General features: G+C 51.1%; 18 protein-coding genes and 1 other annotated feature. Of the genes, 4 read left to right on the top strand and 14 right to left on the bottom strand.

Going from position 1 to position 17,850, the window contains the following annotated elements:
- Both A3842_RS21340 and A3842_RS21335 read left to right on the top strand, forming a co-directional pair.
- Window positions 1–916 (top strand): stalk domain-containing protein (locus A3842_RS21340; protein WP_218618692.1); only part of this gene is annotated, 916 nt, incomplete at its 5' end.
- Window positions 917–1,256: 340 nt separating this feature from the next.
- Window positions 1,257–2,228, top strand: coding sequence for a tRNA dihydrouridine synthase (locus tag A3842_RS21335; protein WP_074102658.1), 972 nt, complete (start codon window positions 1,257–1,259; stop codon window positions 2,226–2,228).
- 155 nt (window positions 2,229–2,383) lie between these two features.
- Here the strand turns inward: A3842_RS21335 and groL are convergent, their stop codons facing one another.
- The 7 genes from groL to A3842_RS21300 form a co-directional block, all read right to left on the bottom strand.
- Window positions 2,384–4,015, bottom strand: a complete 1,632-nt coding sequence (gene groL / locus A3842_RS21330; RefSeq protein ID WP_074083125.1) for a chaperonin GroEL — start codon at window positions 4,013–4,015, stop codon at window positions 2,384–2,386.
- A gap of 128 nt (window positions 4,016–4,143) precedes the next feature.
- The gene (gene groES / locus A3842_RS21325) at window positions 4,144–4,425 is read right to left on the bottom strand and encodes a co-chaperone GroES (protein WP_074083124.1); all 282 of its coding nucleotides are present in this window, start codon (window positions 4,423–4,425) and stop codon (window positions 4,144–4,146) included.
- 388 nt (window positions 4,426–4,813) lie between these two features.
- On the bottom strand, window positions 4,814–5,587 hold the full coding sequence (gene tatC, locus A3842_RS21320) for a twin-arginine translocase subunit TatC (protein ID WP_074102657.1): 774 nt from the start codon (window positions 5,585–5,587) through the stop codon (window positions 4,814–4,816).
- 199 nt (window positions 5,588–5,786) lie between these two features.
- Window positions 5,787–6,029, bottom strand: a complete 243-nt coding sequence (gene tatA / locus A3842_RS21315) for a twin-arginine translocase TatA/TatE family subunit (RefSeq protein ID WP_074083122.1) — start codon at window positions 6,027–6,029, stop codon at window positions 5,787–5,789.
- A gap of 129 nt (window positions 6,030–6,158) precedes the next feature.
- Entirely contained in the window at window positions 6,159–6,644 is a 486-nt protein-coding gene (locus A3842_RS21310) for a MogA/MoaB family molybdenum cofactor biosynthesis protein (RefSeq protein ID WP_020429419.1), read from the bottom strand.
- Between the two features lie 53 nt (window positions 6,645–6,697).
- Entirely contained in the window at window positions 6,698–7,204 is a 507-nt protein-coding gene (gene moaC / locus A3842_RS21305; RefSeq protein WP_074102656.1) for a cyclic pyranopterin monophosphate synthase MoaC, read from the bottom strand.
- Entirely contained in the window at window positions 7,195–7,842 is a 648-nt protein-coding gene (locus tag A3842_RS21300; RefSeq protein WP_074102655.1) for a 5-formyltetrahydrofolate cyclo-ligase, read from the bottom strand. The genes moaC and A3842_RS21300 overlap by 10 nt, the downstream gene beginning before the upstream one ends.
- A gap of 310 nt (window positions 7,843–8,152) precedes the next feature.
- Between A3842_RS21300 and A3842_RS21295 the strand changes: the two genes are divergently transcribed.
- On the top strand, window positions 8,153–10,108 hold the full coding sequence (locus A3842_RS21295; RefSeq protein ID WP_074102654.1) for an ABC-F family ATP-binding cassette domain-containing protein: 1,956 nt from the start codon (window positions 8,153–8,155) through the stop codon (window positions 10,106–10,108).
- 495 nt (window positions 10,109–10,603) lie between these two features.
- On the opposite strand, the gene A3842_RS21290 is transcribed toward A3842_RS21295, so the two are convergent.
- The 7 genes from A3842_RS21290 to A3842_RS21255 all read right to left on the bottom strand — a co-directional run bounded on the left by A3842_RS21290 (window position 10,604) and on the right by A3842_RS21255 (window position 16,730).
- Entirely contained in the window at window positions 10,604–12,178 is a 1,575-nt protein-coding gene (locus A3842_RS21290) for a 2-isopropylmalate synthase (RefSeq protein WP_074102653.1), read from the bottom strand.
- 218 nt (window positions 12,179–12,396) lie between these two features.
- Window positions 12,397–12,689, bottom strand: a binding site (T-box leader).
- Window positions 12,690–13,138: 449 nt separating this feature from the next.
- On the bottom strand, window positions 13,139–14,188 hold the full coding sequence (gene tsaD, locus A3842_RS21280; protein WP_074102652.1) for a tRNA (adenosine(37)-N6)-threonylcarbamoyltransferase complex transferase subunit TsaD: 1,050 nt from the start codon (window positions 14,186–14,188) through the stop codon (window positions 13,139–13,141).
- Window positions 14,185–14,709: a ribosomal protein S18-alanine N-acetyltransferase gene (gene rimI / locus A3842_RS21275; RefSeq protein ID WP_083607010.1), complete on the bottom strand. Its 525-nt coding sequence runs from the start codon at window positions 14,707–14,709 to the stop codon at window positions 14,185–14,187. Before rimI ends, tsaD begins: the two co-directional genes overlap by 4 nt.
- Complete coding sequence (gene tsaB / locus A3842_RS21270) at window positions 14,709–15,527, bottom strand: tRNA (adenosine(37)-N6)-threonylcarbamoyltransferase complex dimerization subunit type 1 TsaB (RefSeq protein WP_074102651.1); 819 nt, start codon at window positions 15,525–15,527, stop codon at window positions 14,709–14,711. Before tsaB ends, rimI begins: the two co-directional genes overlap by 1 nt.
- On the bottom strand, window positions 15,524–16,015 hold the full coding sequence (tsaE, locus tag A3842_RS21265; protein WP_074102650.1) for a tRNA (adenosine(37)-N6)-threonylcarbamoyltransferase complex ATPase subunit type 1 TsaE: 492 nt from the start codon (window positions 16,013–16,015) through the stop codon (window positions 15,524–15,526). Before tsaE ends, tsaB begins: the two co-directional genes overlap by 4 nt.
- A 335-nt stretch (window positions 16,016–16,350) precedes the next feature.
- Window positions 16,351–16,536: an H-type small acid-soluble spore protein gene (locus A3842_RS21260; protein WP_074083113.1), complete on the bottom strand. Its 186-nt coding sequence runs from the start codon at window positions 16,534–16,536 to the stop codon at window positions 16,351–16,353.
- Complete coding sequence (locus A3842_RS21255; RefSeq protein WP_074102649.1) at window positions 16,533–16,730, bottom strand: hypothetical protein; 198 nt, start codon at window positions 16,728–16,730, stop codon at window positions 16,533–16,535. Before A3842_RS21255 ends, A3842_RS21260 begins: the two co-directional genes overlap by 4 nt.
- Before the next feature lie 143 nt (window positions 16,731–16,873).
- Here A3842_RS21255 and ku point away from each other — a divergent pair, with 143 nt between their 5' ends.
- Entirely contained in the window at window positions 16,874–17,848 is a 975-nt protein-coding gene (gene ku, locus A3842_RS21250) for a non-homologous end joining protein Ku (RefSeq protein WP_074102648.1), read from the top strand.
- Window positions 17,849–17,850 lie beyond the last annotated feature (2 nt).

Here is a 17,850-nt window from a genome sequence, read left to right as displayed (position 1 = left end):
TAATTTAGGAGGATTAATTTTAATGACTATTTCGAAAAAAGTGTTTGTCTCTTCCATTTTGGTTACCGGATTACTATGTGGGGCGGTTGGGGTCTACGCTTCCAACGGGGTTTCCGTAGTCCAGGCTTACCTGAATAGTACTATTAAATTCACTGTAAATGGGGCTTCCTGGACACCTAAAGATGCTAATGGAAATAAAATTTCGCCTCTCGTCTACAATGGTTCTACCTACCTTCCCGCAAAGGCAGTAGGTGAAGCAATGAATGCGAATGTCCTATGGAATGGCAGCAGCAAAACAGTTGCCATTACAACCACGGGCGGTGACAATGCAGGAGAACCTTACAACGACGCTTCGCCAACTACAACTGCAACAACAACACCAGCAGCAATAACACCAACTGCAACAACAACACCAACTGCAACTGCTGCACCGGCATCCCAGCCAAGCAGCCTTCCAAGTGGGCTTCTCTCATTACCTGCTAATCATGATCTCACAGCTTCAGGTGAAAAAAATAAATCCATAGGGTTGGCTTTTATCCAAGCTTACGGAAAAGCCCTATCCTCTGGATCAAACTCAGATATGAATGCTCTAGTTGATAAGTACGTCATCGATGATTTAAATGACTATGATATGGGTTACAAAAAAAGATCAAAGGATAATTTTGCCAAAGCAGTAGCCTTGGATATCAAAAACAATGATAGTGAAACTATTACGAAATATGCAGATATTCTAAAGAGCGCAACACTTAGTGGAGTAAGCTTTGATTCGGACCACTCTGATAAAGGTGCTACCTATACTACCCTGTGTTATAAAATAGAATTACCTGGTTTCTTTATTTCTAAATTCAGAGTTTATCTAGAATTTAATATGGATAAGGAGACGAATACTTATTTTCTTGTTGCAGCTAATATGTAAACCACAAAAACTAATAAAAAAGAGGCTTCTCAAAAGTTCGGAGAACGAATATAAAACCTCTCATTGCTGATGCTTAAGACGAACCCCCCTGCTGGCGCAAGGGGGTTTTCGTTGTCTTACATCATACCGCCTATACTACCACACTGTTTGCATGTGTTTTCGACAGGTTGCAGGATTGGAATCTATATCACTCTCACGCCAAATCACACTCCAATATGTCTGTCGCTCACACAATTGATTCTGTGCATCAAACGAAAAATAATGATACTATGTATGATGGGTAAAAGACTTTGCTATAGATTATATCGTTTTTATATGTTGCAACAGGAGAAGATAACAGATGGAATCAAACTTTTGGATGGATCTACCAAAGCCGTTTTTTATATTAGCTCCAATGGAAGATGTCACAGATATTGTATTTCGTCAGGTCATTAGAGAAGCTGCAACACCTGACGTATTTTTCACGGAATTCACAAGTACAGAAAATTATTGTCACCCTGTTGGAAAAGAAAATGTAGGTGGCCGATTAATGTTCACAGATGATGAGCAACCGATTGTCGCTCATATTTGGGGCAATAAACCTGCACTTTTTGAACAGATGAGTATGGATATGAAAAAACTTGGTTTTCGTGGTATCGATATAAACATGGGATGCCCAGTACAAAACGCCGCATCCAGTGGAAAAGGGGCTGGATTAATACGCCATCCTGAAGTTGCAGCAGAAATTATTCAAGCAGCAAAAGCAGGTGGATTGCCGGTTAGTGTTAAAACAAGATTGGGTTACTCTAATATTGACGAGTGGCGCGATTGGTTAGGACATATATTGAAACAAGATATTGCGAATCTTTCCATTCACCTTCGTACAAAAAAAGAGAAGAGTAAAGTAGATGCACACTGGGAACTAATTCCTGATATAAAAAAATTACGCGATGAAATTGCTCCAAATACGTTGTTAACCATTAATGGAGATATTCCCGACCGCGCAACAGGATTACAATTAGTAGAACAATACGACGTTGATGGTGTCATGATTGGCCGCGGCATTTTCACCAATCCGTTTGCTTTTGAGAAAGAATCTAAAGAACATAGCGCGAAGGATTTTCTCAATTTACTTCTTTTGCAGTTGGATCTTCACGATAAATATTCAACAGAAACCCTGCCACGTTCATTTAGACCACTTCTTCGCTATTTCAAAATCTATGTTCGTGGATTTAGAGGCGCAGGCGAACTAAGAGACCAACTAATGAATACCACATCAACTGACGAAGTGCGTCGTTTAGTAAAACCTCTTTTAGATCAAGAGTTAGATTGAAGCACCTAAATAGAACTCCAGTTCCGATAACTTGTTTATCAAAAATAATGAGAGACCTCCCAAAAGTTCAATGAACTCTTGAAAGGTCTCTCATTTTTACACTATGAGGTCATGCAATGGTCGATCATCATCGAATTACTTCGATAATGACTTCATTACATCATGCCGCCCATACCGCCCATGCCGCCCATATCCGGCATACCGCCGCCTTTTTCAGGCTCTGGCTTGTCAGCGATAACCGCTTCGGTAGTCAGGAACATTGCAGCTACGGATGCTGCGTTCTGCAGCGCGTAACGGGTTACTTTGGCAGGGTCAACGATCCCTGCTTCGAACATGTTCACCCACTCATCGGTAGCAGCGTTGTAGCCGATACCTACAGCTTCTTTTTTCAAGCGGTCCACGATAACGGATCCTTCTTGACCAGCGTTAGTAGCGATAGTACGGACTGGCTCTTCGAGCGCGCGCAGCACGAGGTTAACGCCAGTTCTTTCGTCGCCTTCAGCTACAACAGCAGCTACAGCAGCATATACGTTTATAAGAGCTGTACCACCACCGGAAACGATACCTTCTTCAACCGCAGCGCGGGTTGCGTTCAGGGCGTCTTCGATGCGCAGTTTGCGCTCTTTCAATTCAGTTTCAGTTGCAGCGCCAACTTTGACAACAGCTACGCCGCCAGCCAATTTAGCCAGACGTTCTTGCAGTTTTTCTTTGTCGAACTCGGAAGTAGTTTCTTCCAGTTGGGAACGGATTTGGCTTACGCGTGCATTGATGTCCGCTTTGTCGCCACTGCCGTCTACAATAGTAGTGTTTTCTTTGGTTACGCGTACTTGACGGGCATTACCCAGTTGTTCCACAGTAGTGCTCTTCAGGTCCAGACCGAGCTTCTCAGTGATCACTTGGCCGCCTGTCAGAGCAGCGATGTCCTGCAGCATAGCTTCACGACGGTCGCCGAAGCCAGGAGCTTTGACAGCTACAGCGTTGAAGGTTCCGCGCAGTTTGTTCACGATCAGCATGGCTTGAGCTTCGCCTTCAATATCTTCAGCGATGATTACCAGCGGACGTGCCTGCTGTACGATCTTTTCGAGCAATGGCAGGATTTCCTGTGTGCTGCTGATCTTTTTGTCGGTGATCAGGATGTACGGGTTCTCCAGAACAGCTTCCATTTTGTCCGTATCTGTAATCATGTACGGGGAAATGTAACCGCGGTCGAACTGCATGCCTTCTACCACTTCAAGCTCAGTAAGGAAGCCACGGGATTCTTCAACGGTGATAACACCGTCTTTGCCCACTTTTTCCATAGCTTCAGCAATCAGTTGGCCCACTTCGTCGTCAGCAGCGGAGATAGCAGCTACTTGTGCGATAGACTGGGAATCTTCAATTGGTTTTGCGATCTTTTGCAGCTCAGCTACAGCAGCTTTAACCGCTTTGTCGATACCTTTACGCATAACCATTGGGTTAGCGCCTGCAGTAACGTTCTTCAGACCTTCGCGGATCATCGCTTGAGCCAGAACCGTTGCAGTTGTAGTACCGTCACCGGCTACATCGTTAGTCTTGGTAGCTACTTCTTTGACGAGCTGTGCGCCCATGTTCTCAAAAGCATCTTCCAGTTCGATTTCCTTAGCGATAGTTACACCATCGTTAGTGATGAGCGGGCTGCCGAATTTCTTCTCCAGCACCACGTTGCGGCCTTTTGGTCCAAGTGTAACCTTTACAGCATTTGCCAAAGCATCAACCCCACGCAGCATTGCGCGGCGGGCATCTTCACTGAATTTAATTTCTTTTGCCATTGTGTTGTTAACCTCCTAAAAGTTTTGTGAGCTGTACTTCATCGTCTACACATCGTGCAAAACTTGCTTCGAAAGCATAGGCTTGTTTGGTAAGTATATTCGGTTATCACTTATGAAAGGCTATCCGATTAGTCGAGAATCGCGTGAATGTCGCTTTCCTTCATAATCAAATATTCTTTGCCTTCGTATTTAATTTCAGTTCCGGCATATTTCGAGAACAGCACGCGGTCGCCTTCCTTAACTTCCAGCGGCACACGTACTCCGTCTTTCAGGACACCGCTGCCTACAGCGATAATTGTACCTTCTTGCGGCTTCTCTTTGGAGGAGTCCGGAAGCACAATCCCGAAAGAAGTGGTTTGCTCTTGCTCGCTTGGTTCTACCAATACGCGTTCACCTAGTGGTTTGATCATGAAAAAATAGCCTCCTTTGAAATATGTTGTTTACCTTGAAAACATAACTGGGATACCGTGAAGCTTAGGCGTTTCAGCGGCAGTTATGAAAAATAGGATTCTCAGCGCGGCAGATACCGGTGATTTCCTTGTTTTTCATCAGCGTTAGCACTCAACCCTCTGTAGTGCTAACAACAATTTTTATGATACTCAACTTGAAGACGGATTTCAAGTCTTTTACGTAAAATCATCCAGCTTTTGCGGAAAAATATGGTCAGAGGGGTTGTCCGGCCCATACTCTCTTACATTCTATCCACCGGAGGGCAAAATATGCCACTTTTGTGAGGGGAGAATTCAGCCCAGACTATGGCCGTGCCCGGGTGCAGTTCCCTAGGTGCGGCCAAGGCCCCTACCTGGACTCCTCTTCCCTGACATATCTCGCCTCCAGCTCATTGTCCATGGCCAGTTGCTTGCGGTAGACGAAGGCGGACAGGAACACGCTGAATTCGTACAGGATCAGGAGGGGTATCGTCACAAGAAAGTCCGAAATGAAATCCGGCGGTGTGATGACCACAGCAATAAAGACGAGTGCAAAATAAGCGTACCGGCGCATTTTACGCAGACGCAGCGGATTAAGAATCCTCAGCTTGGTCAGGAACATGACCACAAGCGGGAGCTCGAACAGCAGCGCCAGCGGAATGACCAGACTGAATAAAAAGCTGAAATACTGGGCAATCCCGTAGGTCTCCTCCAGCCCCATGCTGCGGGTAATCGTAATGGTGAAGGACAGCGCCATCGGGAACACAATATAGTAGGCGAACGCGATGCCCAGAATAAAAAGGATAAAGACGTAAGGGACGTAGCGCAAAGCCGCACTCCGCTCCACCGGCCGGAGGCCTGGGCTGATAAATGCCCATAGCTGATAGACGATGAACGGCACAGACACGGCCAGCGATACAGCCATGGCGATTTTCATGTACATTCCGATGCCGTCCCAGAAGGAAAACGCATGTAGCACAAAACCTTGAGCCTGATCGGCGTGAATCAGATAGAGATAGATCGGTTTGGCCACGAATAACCCTGCAATCAGACCGGCCACAAATACAATAAGCACATAGATAATCCGCTTGCGCAGTTCGGTTAAATGATCCACCACTGACATTTCTTCCGCTTCCTGAGACATGACTGACACCACCCGATGACTATGTATGAATAATAAGGGATTGAAGCCGCGATACTACACATCGCTTTCAGGCATCCGTTCCAACTAGAAAGAGAAGGACCATTTATAGCGTGAAACATATTATTTCTTGTCTTTCAAAAAAAGGGCGCCGCCCAGTCTAAACAGCACTGAGAGAAACGCCCCTGCGTGAAAAATAGTATTATTCCGGCAGACGTCTGTCCTGCGGAAGTTCTGCTGCCATCGTCTGCGGGGCTGCCGCGGCCGGAGCTTCGCTTTTCTTCACAGGTTCCGGATCACTGATAATTTCCCGCGCCCCATCCTTAAACTCACGGAAGGTACGTCCGACGGCACGTCCCAGTTCAGGAAGCTTGTTAGGACCAAAGAGCAGCAGTGCCAGTATAACCAGTAAAATAATCCCGGGAGCACCAATACCACTTAGCATGTGTTATTCCTCCTTCTCATTCTGTCCGTTCATGATATTGTTAATATAAATTAATAATACCATAACTTATGTCACACATCCATCAGTGATCTCTGACGATTCTTGGTGACACGACCGGAGGAAAAAACATTATTGCCGGTATTGGCCAGTTACCATGAGCAACGCTTCCGGCAGCTGGTCCATAATTGCCGCCAGGTTCTCATGTACCCCCTTGGGCGTACCCGGCAGGTTCACGATTAGAGTTCTTCCACGTATGCCGCAAATCCCCCGGAACAGCATAACCGCCCGGTTCTTCTGCATGACCGTGCTCCGCATGGCCTCCGAGAGCCCGGGCACCTCCCGCTCAATGACACGCCGGGTCGCCTCAGGTGTAACATCACGAATCGCAAGATCGGTGCCACCGGTAGTCAGCACCAAATCCGCCTGGAAATAATCCGTTAATTCAATCAGAGCAGCAATAATCTCATCCTGTTCATCCGGTACGATCCGGTATTCAACGATCTCGCCACCTAGCTCCTCTTCCACCAGTTCCCGAATAACCTGGGCGCTCGTGTCTTCCCGTTCGCCTCTGGCCCCTTTATCGCTGGCCGTCAGGATTGCTGTTTTCCACGCCATAGGTTGTCCCTCCTTCTCACTATTCTATGTATAGACGGCCGCATTCACGGCCTTTAATCAGCGCTTTGACCTGCATCTTGCTGTTCTGTTTCCTCCAGCGCATAATCTCCGGTTTTGCCTCCACTCTTCTGTACCAGCAGTGTAGGTCCGATAATCATATCCTTCTGCAGCGCCTTGCACATATCGTATACGGTCAGCGCGGCTGCCGAAACGGCGGTCAGCGCTTCCATCTCGACTCCGGTCTTTCCTGTTGTCTTGACGGTTGCTTCTATATATAGCTGGTCTTCGTTGTTATCCCAGAAGCGGATATCAATACCGGTCAGCGGCAGCGGATGGCACATGGGAATCCAGTCTGCAGTTTTTTTGGCCGCCATGATTCCGGCAACCTGAGCAACGGCCAGTACATCGCCTTTGCCGATCCGGCCTGCCTTGATCGCTGTGAGCGTTCCGGGGCCCATCCCGACACTGCTGCGCGCAGCCGCTGTCCGTTTGGTAATCTCCTTGTCGCTCACATCCACCATGCGCGCTCTGCCCTGCTCATTGAAATGGCTTAACTCCATGGTTTATTCTCCTTCCGGCAGCGAATGATGCCATCTTCCGTAATCAGCATGTCCATAAAGGCATCATGATCATCCATTGGTACTTCAGGAACCAGTTGTTGGCTGAATGCCAAACCGATCCAAACCGGAGGCTTTCGAGCAAGCGTGGACCTCTGCTGCCAGGAAGCCCGCAACCGGTCATAATAACCTCTTCCATAGCCAAGACGTCCGCCCTGCCGGTCAAAAGCCAGCCCCGGTACAAAGACTACATCCGAAAGCCGGAGCGTTCCTTTCTCCTGCTCATTCCCTGTGCTGGCCAATGGCTCCAGAATACCGTAAGCTCCCGGTGCAAGCTCTTCCCAGGAGCTTACCGGATGAAAGCTTATCGTTTCGGCTTCAGACAAGACACGGGGCAACAGCACCTCCCGGCCATGTGCCCAAGCCTCCGCAATTAGCGCACGGCAGTCCAGCTCCGAACGGAATGGAACATAGGCGAGCAGTGAAGCGGCCTTTTCCTTTTGCAGCCACTCGTGTGCATATCTGCAGACCTGAGCGGACTTAAAGTCCCGTACGTCTGAAGCAATCCCATCACGGACTGCAGCTCGCTCTGCACGAAGATTCCGTTTGAGTCCGGCAAGCAGCGCACCGTTGCCTGTCATAGGCAGCCGCCTCCCTTTGGTTATATCCTAGCTTATCATAGTTTGTAAACTCAGTTTACCACTCTTCCCCCCGGTTCGCCAAGGTTGCACTTATTACACTGTTATAGGAACCGTCAGAGGTCTGAATTCCCTATCCTGTGATGTAGCCATTGCCGGGGGAGAGATCACTTGCCCGGGAGAATACAGCTATGCCAAACCGCACCTCCCCTCGCGCAGCAATCGCTTTTCATGTAAACTATAGAATAAGGTTTTTATACAGCCCCGGCTTAGACGCCGTGGTGAAATATGCAAGGGTGGAGGTTTCATCGGTATGCTTCTTCAAGCGACAGGAATTACAAAATCATACGGAGTACAGAGCGTGCTGGACGGCATCAGCCTGCAGGTGAACGAGAAGGAACGGGTAGGCTTGGTCGGTGTGAACGGGGCCGGCAAGTCCACTTTCCTACAGATTCTCGCAGGTGAAATGTCCTTTGACAGCGGGCAGATTCATAAATCCAAGGAAACCACTATCGGTTACCTGGCCCAGAATAGCGGGCTGCAGTCCGACAAGACTATTCAAGAAGAGATGCTGGCCGTATTCGCCCCGCTGATCGAAGCGGAAGCGGAACTGCGGCAGTTGGAGGCAGATATTGCCGATCCGAAGCTGGCAGATGATCCAAAGCGTTATGAGGATCTGCTGGAACGTTACGCCAGACGCTCGGATTGGTTCAAGGATCATGGCGGCTATGAGATGAACACGCGCATCCGCAGTGTGCTGCATGGGATGGGCTTCGGGGAGTTCTCGCCTGATACGCCGATTGCCACGCTAAGCGGCGGTCAGAAAACCCGGCTGGCGCTGGCCCGCATTCTGCTTCAGGCTCCGGATCTGCTGATGCTGGATGAACCGACCAACCATCTCGACATCGAAACACTCACCTGGCTGGAGGATTATCTGCGCAGCTATGCCGGAGGCATTCTGGTCGTCTCCCATGACCGTTATTTTCTTGACCGCCTGGTGACTACAATCGTCGAGATCGAACGACACCAGTCCCGGAGATATACAGGCAACTATAGCCGCTATATGGATCTGAAAGCTGCAGAATATGAGATCCGGCTGAAGCAGTACGAGAAGCAGCAGGACGAGATTTCGCGGATGGAGGAATTCGTGCAGCGCAATATCGTACGCGCCTCCACAACCAAACGGGCGCAGAGCCGGCGCAAAGCACTCGACAAGATGGACCGTATCGATAAGCCGCTTGGTGATTTGAAAAAAGCCAGTTTCTCCTTCGAACCAGACTTCATGTCCGGCAAAGAGGTGCTTCAAGTGCGGGATGTCGCAGTAGCTTTTAATAAAGATGCAGCACCGCTGTTCCGGAACGCCTCTTTTGAGCTGCGCCGGGGTGAAACGGCAGCCTTGATTGGACCGAACGGTATAGGCAAGTCCACATTGCTGCAGTGTATGACCGGTACGCGTGAGCCCTCTGCAGGCACCGTCAATTGGGGAACCAAAGTAAAAATAGCTTACTATGATCAGGAACAGACACGGCTTAATCCGCGCAATACTGTGCTGGAAGAGCTGTGGAGCGAATACCCGATGCTGGAGGAGGCACGGATCCGCACCATTCTTGGTAATTTCCTCTTCAGCGGCGAAGATGTCCTGAAGAAGGTTGCCGCACTGAGCGGCGGTGAAAAAGCGCGTGTGGCGCTGTCCAAGCTCATGCTGCGCGGTGCCAATATGCTCATTCTCGATGAGCCTACCAACCATCTGGATCTGGTGAGCCGCGAGGTGCTGGAGTCAGCGCTGATTGATTTTGAAGGTACCCTGCTCTTCATCTCTCATGACCGTTATTTCCTGAACAAAATGGCCGAACGCGTACTGGAGCTTCATCCGGGCGGGATTGATCAATATTTGGGCAATTATGACGATTATATCGAGAAAAAGAAAGAGCTCGAAGCTATTGCCCTGGAAGAAGCGGAGCTGGCCTCTGCCAAGACCTCCAAAAACGCCAACACGGAGACTCAGGCAGCAGAAAAAGGCACTGCCCTTTCCTATGAAGCGGAAAAGCAGGCAAAACGGGAGGAACGGAACCGCCAGCGGCGGATTTCGGAACTCGAAGAGAACATTGCTGAGCTTGAGGAGACCATCGCCAGGATTGAGAATGAAATGACCAAACCCGAGGTTTTTCAGGATTATATGGCACTTCAAGAGCATGAAGGTGATTTGAAGCTCAAAAAAGAACAGCTTGGAAATTTATTTAGCGAATGGGAAAACCTTGCTGACGAATAATGTAAATACGTTAAATAAATATTTTTTAACCGTTCCCGATTTGTTCATAAATAGTTATCCACAAGACTATCCACAGTTTTCGTGTATAACTCATAGCACAAAAAGGCCCGTGTGGCCTTTTTTTATGCGTAAAATCGCGTTTTTCCTTGTCAAGGACTTTTTATCCACCGAACTATCCACATTATCCACAATTACCACAAGAAATCGCCTCTTAGTAAATCTGTATTTTCCGGGCAATAAAAAATGCTGTTATTGCTGATTTTACACGGTTTTTACACAATTCAGACAGAATATGTGGATAACGTTGTCCACAGCTTGACAAATGATTCTGCTGTTATCTATTTCTGATTTTTTCGTCAAAAATGCTTGAAATTCAGCAACTACATAAAAAAATGAGCCTCCTCCCGGGACTACGCCCGGGAAGATGACTCGTAGATTGTGTATGGGTATTAAAGGCCGCTGCCGCCTGCTTGGAGATCACATGCGTCAGGCAAGCTACTCCGGAATCTGTACCGCTTCTTCCGGAACCAGCTCCACCTGCTCCTCAGAAGAGAGCAGTGCCGAATTACAAGCCGCGATATAAGCTATCCCCGCCGCCATTACAATGTCCTGATGAATAGCCGTTCCCCTAAATGTATTGCCATCCCATTCCACAAGGACCGCCGCCTCGGCTTGTGCGTTCTCCCCGCTGCCGAGGGAATGCAGCTCAAGTCCGGTAAAGTTAATCTCTTCGGCAATCCCCTGCCCAATCGCAGCAATGATGGCTTCCAGCGGCCCGTCGCCGGTGCTGGTATGCGACGTCTCCTCACCGCTTCTCAAATGCCGCACCGTAACAGCGGCTACGCGTCGCGTCGCGCTGCCGGCCAGCACCTGGACCTCGCCCAGCTCATAGACCTGTGCCTGCTGTCCGGTTGTGCTGCTGACCATCCGCAGCAGTTCATCATCGCTGACAGCCTTTTGGCGGTCAGCCGTCTCCTTGAAGGATTCATACAGGGCGTCCAGCTCCCCGGGACTCAGGGCAATGCCATATTTTGCCGCACGGTCCTTGAGCGCATGCCTGCCGGAGTGCTTACCCAGAATGATCATGCTTCGCGGAATGCCCAGCCGCTCCGGGTCCATAATTTCATAGGTGCTCCGGTCCTTCAGCAGCCCATCCTGGTGAATCCCTGATTCATGCTGGAAGGCATTTCTGCCGACAACCGGTTTGTTGTAAGCAATCGGAAAATGCATCGCCCCGCTGATGATACGTGAGGTGTCATAGAGCTTTTCCAGCACAATTCCAGTTTCCGCACCCAGCACATCTCCCCGGGTCTCCAGCGCCATCACCAGCTCTTCCAGCGCACAGTTTCCGGTGCGCTCGCCCACACCGTTGACCGTTACCTCAATCTGCGTGGCCCCGCCGGCGATAGCGGCCAGACTATTGGCTACAGCAAGCCCCAAATCATTGTGGCAGTGAGCGCTGTAGCTCACGGTATCTCCGCCCCTGGCTCCAAGCCGGACCCGGCGGAACATCTCGCCGTATTCCTGCGGGAGCGCGTAGCCTACCGTATCGGGGAGATTGATAATCGTTGCGCCTTCCTCAATAACAGCCTCCACCATTTCGATCAAATCATCGATGCCCGTCCGCGCGGCATCCATAGCAGTGAATTCCACCACGTCGCAAAGTTGCCTTGCATAAGCTGTCATCTCCCGGGCGGCGGCCACCACTTCAGCCCGGTTCTTGCGCAGCTGATGGCGAAGATGAATATCGGAGGAGGAGATGAACAAATGAATCCGCCGCCGCTCAGCATCCCTTGTCGCCCGGACCGCTGCATCAATGTCTCCTTTGACCGCACGGGCGAAGCCGCAGATTTCCACCCCTTGCACCTTCCGGGAGATCGTCTCCACGGCGGCAAAATCCCCCGGGCTGGATACCGGAAACCCCGGCTCCAGCACGTCCACGCCCAGCTCAGCCAGTTTATAGGCCAGAATAATCTTTTGTTCCGGAGTGAGGCTTGCACCGGGAGCCTGCTCACCGTCACGCAGCGTCGTGTCAAAAATCTGAATTCGTTTCTTTACCGGAATAATCATGGAAAACCTCCTGAAAGTTTTGTGTCCTCACCTAAAGTTTCTTGCAAGAGCCCCACGTCGACTTGCGGCTCTCCTGATATCCCGCCCACTGCTGCCGGCAGCAAGTATAGAGTAGCTGACTGCATATTTATGCGACAGCCTTCACTCTCAATTGCTTTTCCAGAATGGTGCTTTAGCCAGCAACCACCTGAATAACACAAAAAACCCGCCATCTCTATTAAAGAGACGGCGGGTCACCCCTCCGCGGTACCACTCTTTTTGACGCACAGCTTTCTTATGTTAGCAAAGCTTCAAGCTGCGTCCAGCTCTTCCCCACAGGATGCCTGCCAAGCCATAGTGGCTCTCAGCACTCCATGAAGGTCCTGTAACGGGGACATCCGTAGCGGCATATCATCTGCTGTTCCGCCGCTCTGCTCCCGGGCGAGGTTCAATGCCTCCGGTGACTGCGTCGCACCAACCCGCAGCTCTCTGTTCACCGTCATCATCTACTACTCCCGTTCATCGCATGTACTCTATATACGTTCCGTGCCAACCCACGCAAAAAAACCTGCCGTCTCATTCAAGAGACGACAGGCTGTTCACCTTCGCGGTACCACTCTTGTTGATATCCCGGTTCAGCCAGCGCTTTAGCTGTTCCTCACGATATCCACTCTACGCCTTTGCAAGCACACCAGGAGCAATCACTTGTTCCATCCTTGCTGTGCAGGGCGACCCTCTTACGGAGGCAAACCGTAACGGTGTACGAAAGGTCCGGCAAACTTACGCACCGGTTGATGTCCCTATACAAGGAACCTCCTGCTTCCACCGTTCCGCTCCCGGACGAGTTCAGGTCTCCTTCGACTGCGTTGCACCTACCCGCAGCTCTCTAATCCCGGAGGCTCCTTACTGCTTCCATTCATCGCGTTTGTTCAAATTATGAATAATGATTGAACTGATTATACCCGCCAGCTCCAAAAGATGTCAATAGGCTCTTACCGACCATTTTTCCAGCGAGAACCCCGGATCGGCAACCATGTCCAGCGGCGTACTGCCGTCATGCTGCCATTTCACATAAGCCGCGGCACCGATCATAGCTGCATTATCGGTGCAGTACACCGGAGGCGGAATGATCAGCTCGATGCCCTCAGCTCCGCAGCGAGCCGTAAGCGCTTCGCGCAGGCCCTTGTTGGCCGCTACGCCTCCGCTTAGCAGGAGCTGCTGGGCTTGGTTTGCTTTTACAGCACGAACCGCCTTCTCCACAAGTACCTCGACCACTGACTCCTGGAAGCCTCGGGCAATACCGGCCACATCCGGCGTAAGCCCCTTCATCTTGCTCTGATTGACCACATTCAGCACCGCCGACTTCAGGCCGCTGAAGCTGAAATCATAGGAGCCCGGCTCCAGCCAGACACGCGGAAGCGGCACAGCTTCGGTTGCCTCGCGGGCCAAACGGTCCACATGGGGACCCCCGGGATAAGGAAACCCGAGTGCCCGTGCAACTTTGTCATAGGCTTCGCCCACGGCATCGTCGCGGGTACGGCCGATAATCCGGAACTCACCTTCCCGCTGCATGCTGACCAGTTCCGTATGTCCGCCGGATACGACAAGCGTCATGTTCGGATATCGCAGCTCTTTTACCAGCCGGTTGGCATAGATATGCCCGGCAATATGATGCGTGCCGATCAGCGGCTTGCCCCAGGCAAGCGCGAGGCTTTTGGCAGCTACAACACCGACCAGCAACGCCCCTACCAAACCCGGTCCCTGAGTAACCGCAACAGCCGTCAGCTGCTCCGGTTGTACGCCAGCCACCGCCAGCGCTTCCTCTATCACCAGTGTAATAACTTCCACGTGCTTGCGGGATGCCACTTCGGGAACGACGCCGCCGAACGCGCGGTGCGTTTCGATCTGGCTTGAGATGATGTTCGAGAGCACCTCGCTGCCGTCTTTTACCACCGCAACGGAAGTCTCATCGCAGCTGGTCTCAATAGCCAGTATTAGCACAGGCTGGACTTCACCCGTTTGTATCTTCATTTCAGGTCCACGCTTCCTTCCGTCATGCCTTGCTCCCCATACTCCGGCAGATCCGCCCACATGATCAGTGCATCCTCGCGATTATCCGAATAATAACCTTTGCGGGTACCTGCAGGGCGGAAGCCCATTTTGCGGTACAAATTCTGGGCAACCTCATTCGAGACCCGGACCTCCAGTGTGATGGACTTCATGCCCAAAAAAGCAGCCGTCTTCATCAGCTCGTCCAGCAGTCTTTCCCCCCATTTACGTCCCCGGTACGCCTCAAGTAAGGCAATATTGGTGACATGCGCTTCGTCGACAATAGCCCACATTCCCGCATAACCAAGAATATGCCCGTTCAGCTCCATGACCATATATTTAGCAAAATGATTATGGGACAGCTCATTGCGGAAGGCTTCCTCCGTCCACGGCATCGTGAAGGCTTCCCGTTCAATAATCAGAACTTCGGGAATATCCTCAAGCTTCATCAGGCGGAACACAAGCTCCGTTCCCTGATCTTTTACCGGCTCCGACTCCATCATTATTGATTCAGGCTCCCTTCACTGCTCCGGCGCAGATTGGCTTCCGCTTCCGAAAGCTGAGTATAATTCGGGATTAGACTGTGCAGATCATCGCTTCCGGCTTGCAGGCGTTCTTCCCCTAAATAACCTGCCCAGCGGCCTTCCAGCTCATAGGGCACAGCCTGTACCCGTCCCAGCTCGCGCAGCAAAAAGGTCGTTTCTTCGCTGCCGTGCAGCTGCGTCTCTCCGACAAACCAAATCACGCGCGGCTTCATGCCTTCTGCCGCCGCCTTCAGTCTGTCGGCCAGGTGCTGCACCCAGTCTGCCATAAGCCGGATAGCATCCGGTTCAAGCCTGCGGGGCGCCCGATCACCGTCCGCAACGAACAGTGCAGTGTAGGCTTGCCCTCGGCGCGCATCCAAGAGAGGAATGATCCAGTCCGGGCCTGTCCCGGACATTGGATTCCCTTCTGCCCCCTCCGGCTGCCCCAAAGCTGCCGCCAAACCGCCCCAAGCCAACGCCTGCAGGCTGGAAATACCGGCTACTGGCACCTTCCAGGCCCAGGCCAGTGTCTTGGCAGCTGTAACAGCGATGCGTGTTCCGGTATAAGAGCCGGGACCCAGGCCCACAGAGACTCCGCCAATCATGGCGGAAGTCGTACCGGTGGCCTGCAGTGCCTGCTCAATGATAGGCAGCAGGTGCACGGAATGGTTCCGTTCCCCGGAAGCATTCGTCTCGTGCAGCAGCTTGCCGTTTTCTGTTATTGCTACTCCGAGTACAGCCGTGGATGTATCCAGCGCCAAAAACCGCTTGCGCGGCTCTTCCATTTGATTCTTCATCTTTCATTACCCCACTTCTGGATCATAGCCCGGCATAATTCACCGTAAGGCTCCCCGCTTCCGGTCACCGTAATCAGCCGTTCCTCCGGCCCGTAAGTTTCCATCGCTATATGGAGATGCTGCGGTGGCATCAAATCCGAAATTATACTGCTCCATTCGACCAGGCTCACACCCTGCCCATAAAAATACTCATCCAGTCCCAGTTCATCCGCTTCCTGAAGCGAAATGCGGTATACATCCATATGATACAGCGGAAGGCGTCCCTGATACTCCTTGATGATCGTAAAAGTGGGGCTGCTGACGATCCCTTCCACGCCCAAATGACGTGCAAAGCTCTGCGAGAACGCCGTCTTCCCTGCACCCAAATCGCCGTCCAGCCCGATTACCGTGCCGGCAGTCACCAAGGCGGCCAGGTCAGCTGCCAGCAAATCTGTGTCCGCCAGGCTATATGAACGGTAAGTGAACACCGTTTCAGCATTGTTGTTCAAGCTGCAACTACCACCTCTACATATTAAAATACTCCAGCTTTCCAAGTAGCAATACTTTCAATTATATCGGTATGATACTGCCACCGCAACAGCCGTCCTTCACTCTTTGCCCCAGTTCCCGCCTGCCAGCTCCATCCTCCGGTTAAGTACACACGTTACGGCAAAAAACAACGCCGAACAAACACCGAGCAATATGGGACGCACCCTAGATTAACTCTTTTCATCATTTTCACAAGTTCAATATAGGGGTTTGGTTCAGCCTCCGTCAATAATAAAAAACCGATTGAACGGGTACTGCCCCCCTCAATCGGTTCATATTTACAATATCTCTGGGCCTAGCTGCCCTGCTCTTCCAAACGCTCCACGCCTACTGTATGCGTATTTGTCGGACGTGAGCCCACCTGCACTGTAGCCATCCCATTATCCGAATCCACATGTTCGATCCAGACCGGCTCTCCGTCCAGATGTACAGAGATCATATCCTCGGAAGCGTAAATTTCCTTTGCCCGCTGTATGTTCATTTTTGGGTCTCCTTAAATAGGTTATCATCCACCGCCGGCAGTTCGCCGATTGTCGCTTCCGCATCCAGCCGGTCGAAATTTTCGCGCAGCTCTTCGTCTTCCCCAGTCTCTACGATACTCTCCCAATCCACGGCTTCAGCCGGGATATCCTGCTCTGACAAAGCATCGATCCATCCGTTTCGTTCCTGATCCATTTCTGCTACCTCCAATTGAACGCAGGGTATATCCTTCATGCCTGAGCTTATTTTTTCCCAACCGGCGCAAAAAATGCATCAGGCTAGAAAAAGACCTGCTGCCGCATACTAAGCCAAAGCACTTTGGATCAGGAGGGATCATCATGCATACTGTTTGGAAAGGGGCCATCAGCTTCGGGCTTGTCCATGTTCCGGTCAAAATGTTCTCCGCTACCGAGGACAAAGACATATCACTACGCTACATCCATAAGGAATGCGGCAGTCCGCTGTCCTATGTGCGCAAATGCCCTGTCTGCGACAAGGAAGTGGCTTGGGAGGAAATCGGCAAGGGCTACGAGTATGAGAAGGGGAAATTTGTCCTGTTTGACAAAGAAGAGCTGGATCAGCTGACAGAGGAGAGCAGCAAAAACATTACCATTTTGGATTTTGTGGACTTAACGGAGATCGACCCGATCTATTTTCAAAAAACATATTACCTCTCTCCAGACCAGGCGGGAGCTAACGCGTATCGCCTATTGATGGAAGCCATGCGCCAGACCGGCAAGATCGGAATCGCCAAAATTTCCATCCGGTCCAAAAGCAGCCTCGCCGCCATCCGCGTGCTGGCTGATTGCCTGGCAATCGAAACTATATATTATCCCGATGAGGTTCGGCCGGTATCTCAGGTTCCAGGACTGCCGGAGCCCGGTATCGTAAGTGATAAGGAGCTGGATATGGCCAAGCTGCTGATTTCTCAGCTGTCCACCCCGTTTGAGCCGGGCAAATACACGGATGACTACCGCCAGCGGATGCTTGACCTGATTACCCATAAGATTGCCGGCGAGGAATTCCATATTGCTCCGGCCCGCCAGGAGAGCAATGTCATCGATCTGATGGCTGCACTTCAGGCCAGTATCGAGGCGGTACAGCATATTCCGACAGATCCGGGACCATCGCCCGCTGCCGCCAAGACGAATCCGCAAACTGGCGCAGCCGGCAGGAAAAAAACACCCACTGCCAAATCATCCAAAGTCCCAGCCGGTACTGCGGTCGTGAATGAGGCCACCGGTCCGATCCCGGTCATAGCGCCGCCCAAACCCAAACGGCGCACAGCCAAGAGCAAAGAAACCGGTGCTTAACC

The sequence above is a fragment of the Paenibacillus sp. P3E genome (assembly GCF_001909045.1).
GTDB classification, from domain to species: domain Bacteria; phylum Bacillota; class Bacilli; order Paenibacillales; family Paenibacillaceae; genus Paenibacillus_AQ; species Paenibacillus_AQ helianthi.
This window is presented reverse-complemented; position numbering and strand designations above follow the sequence as displayed.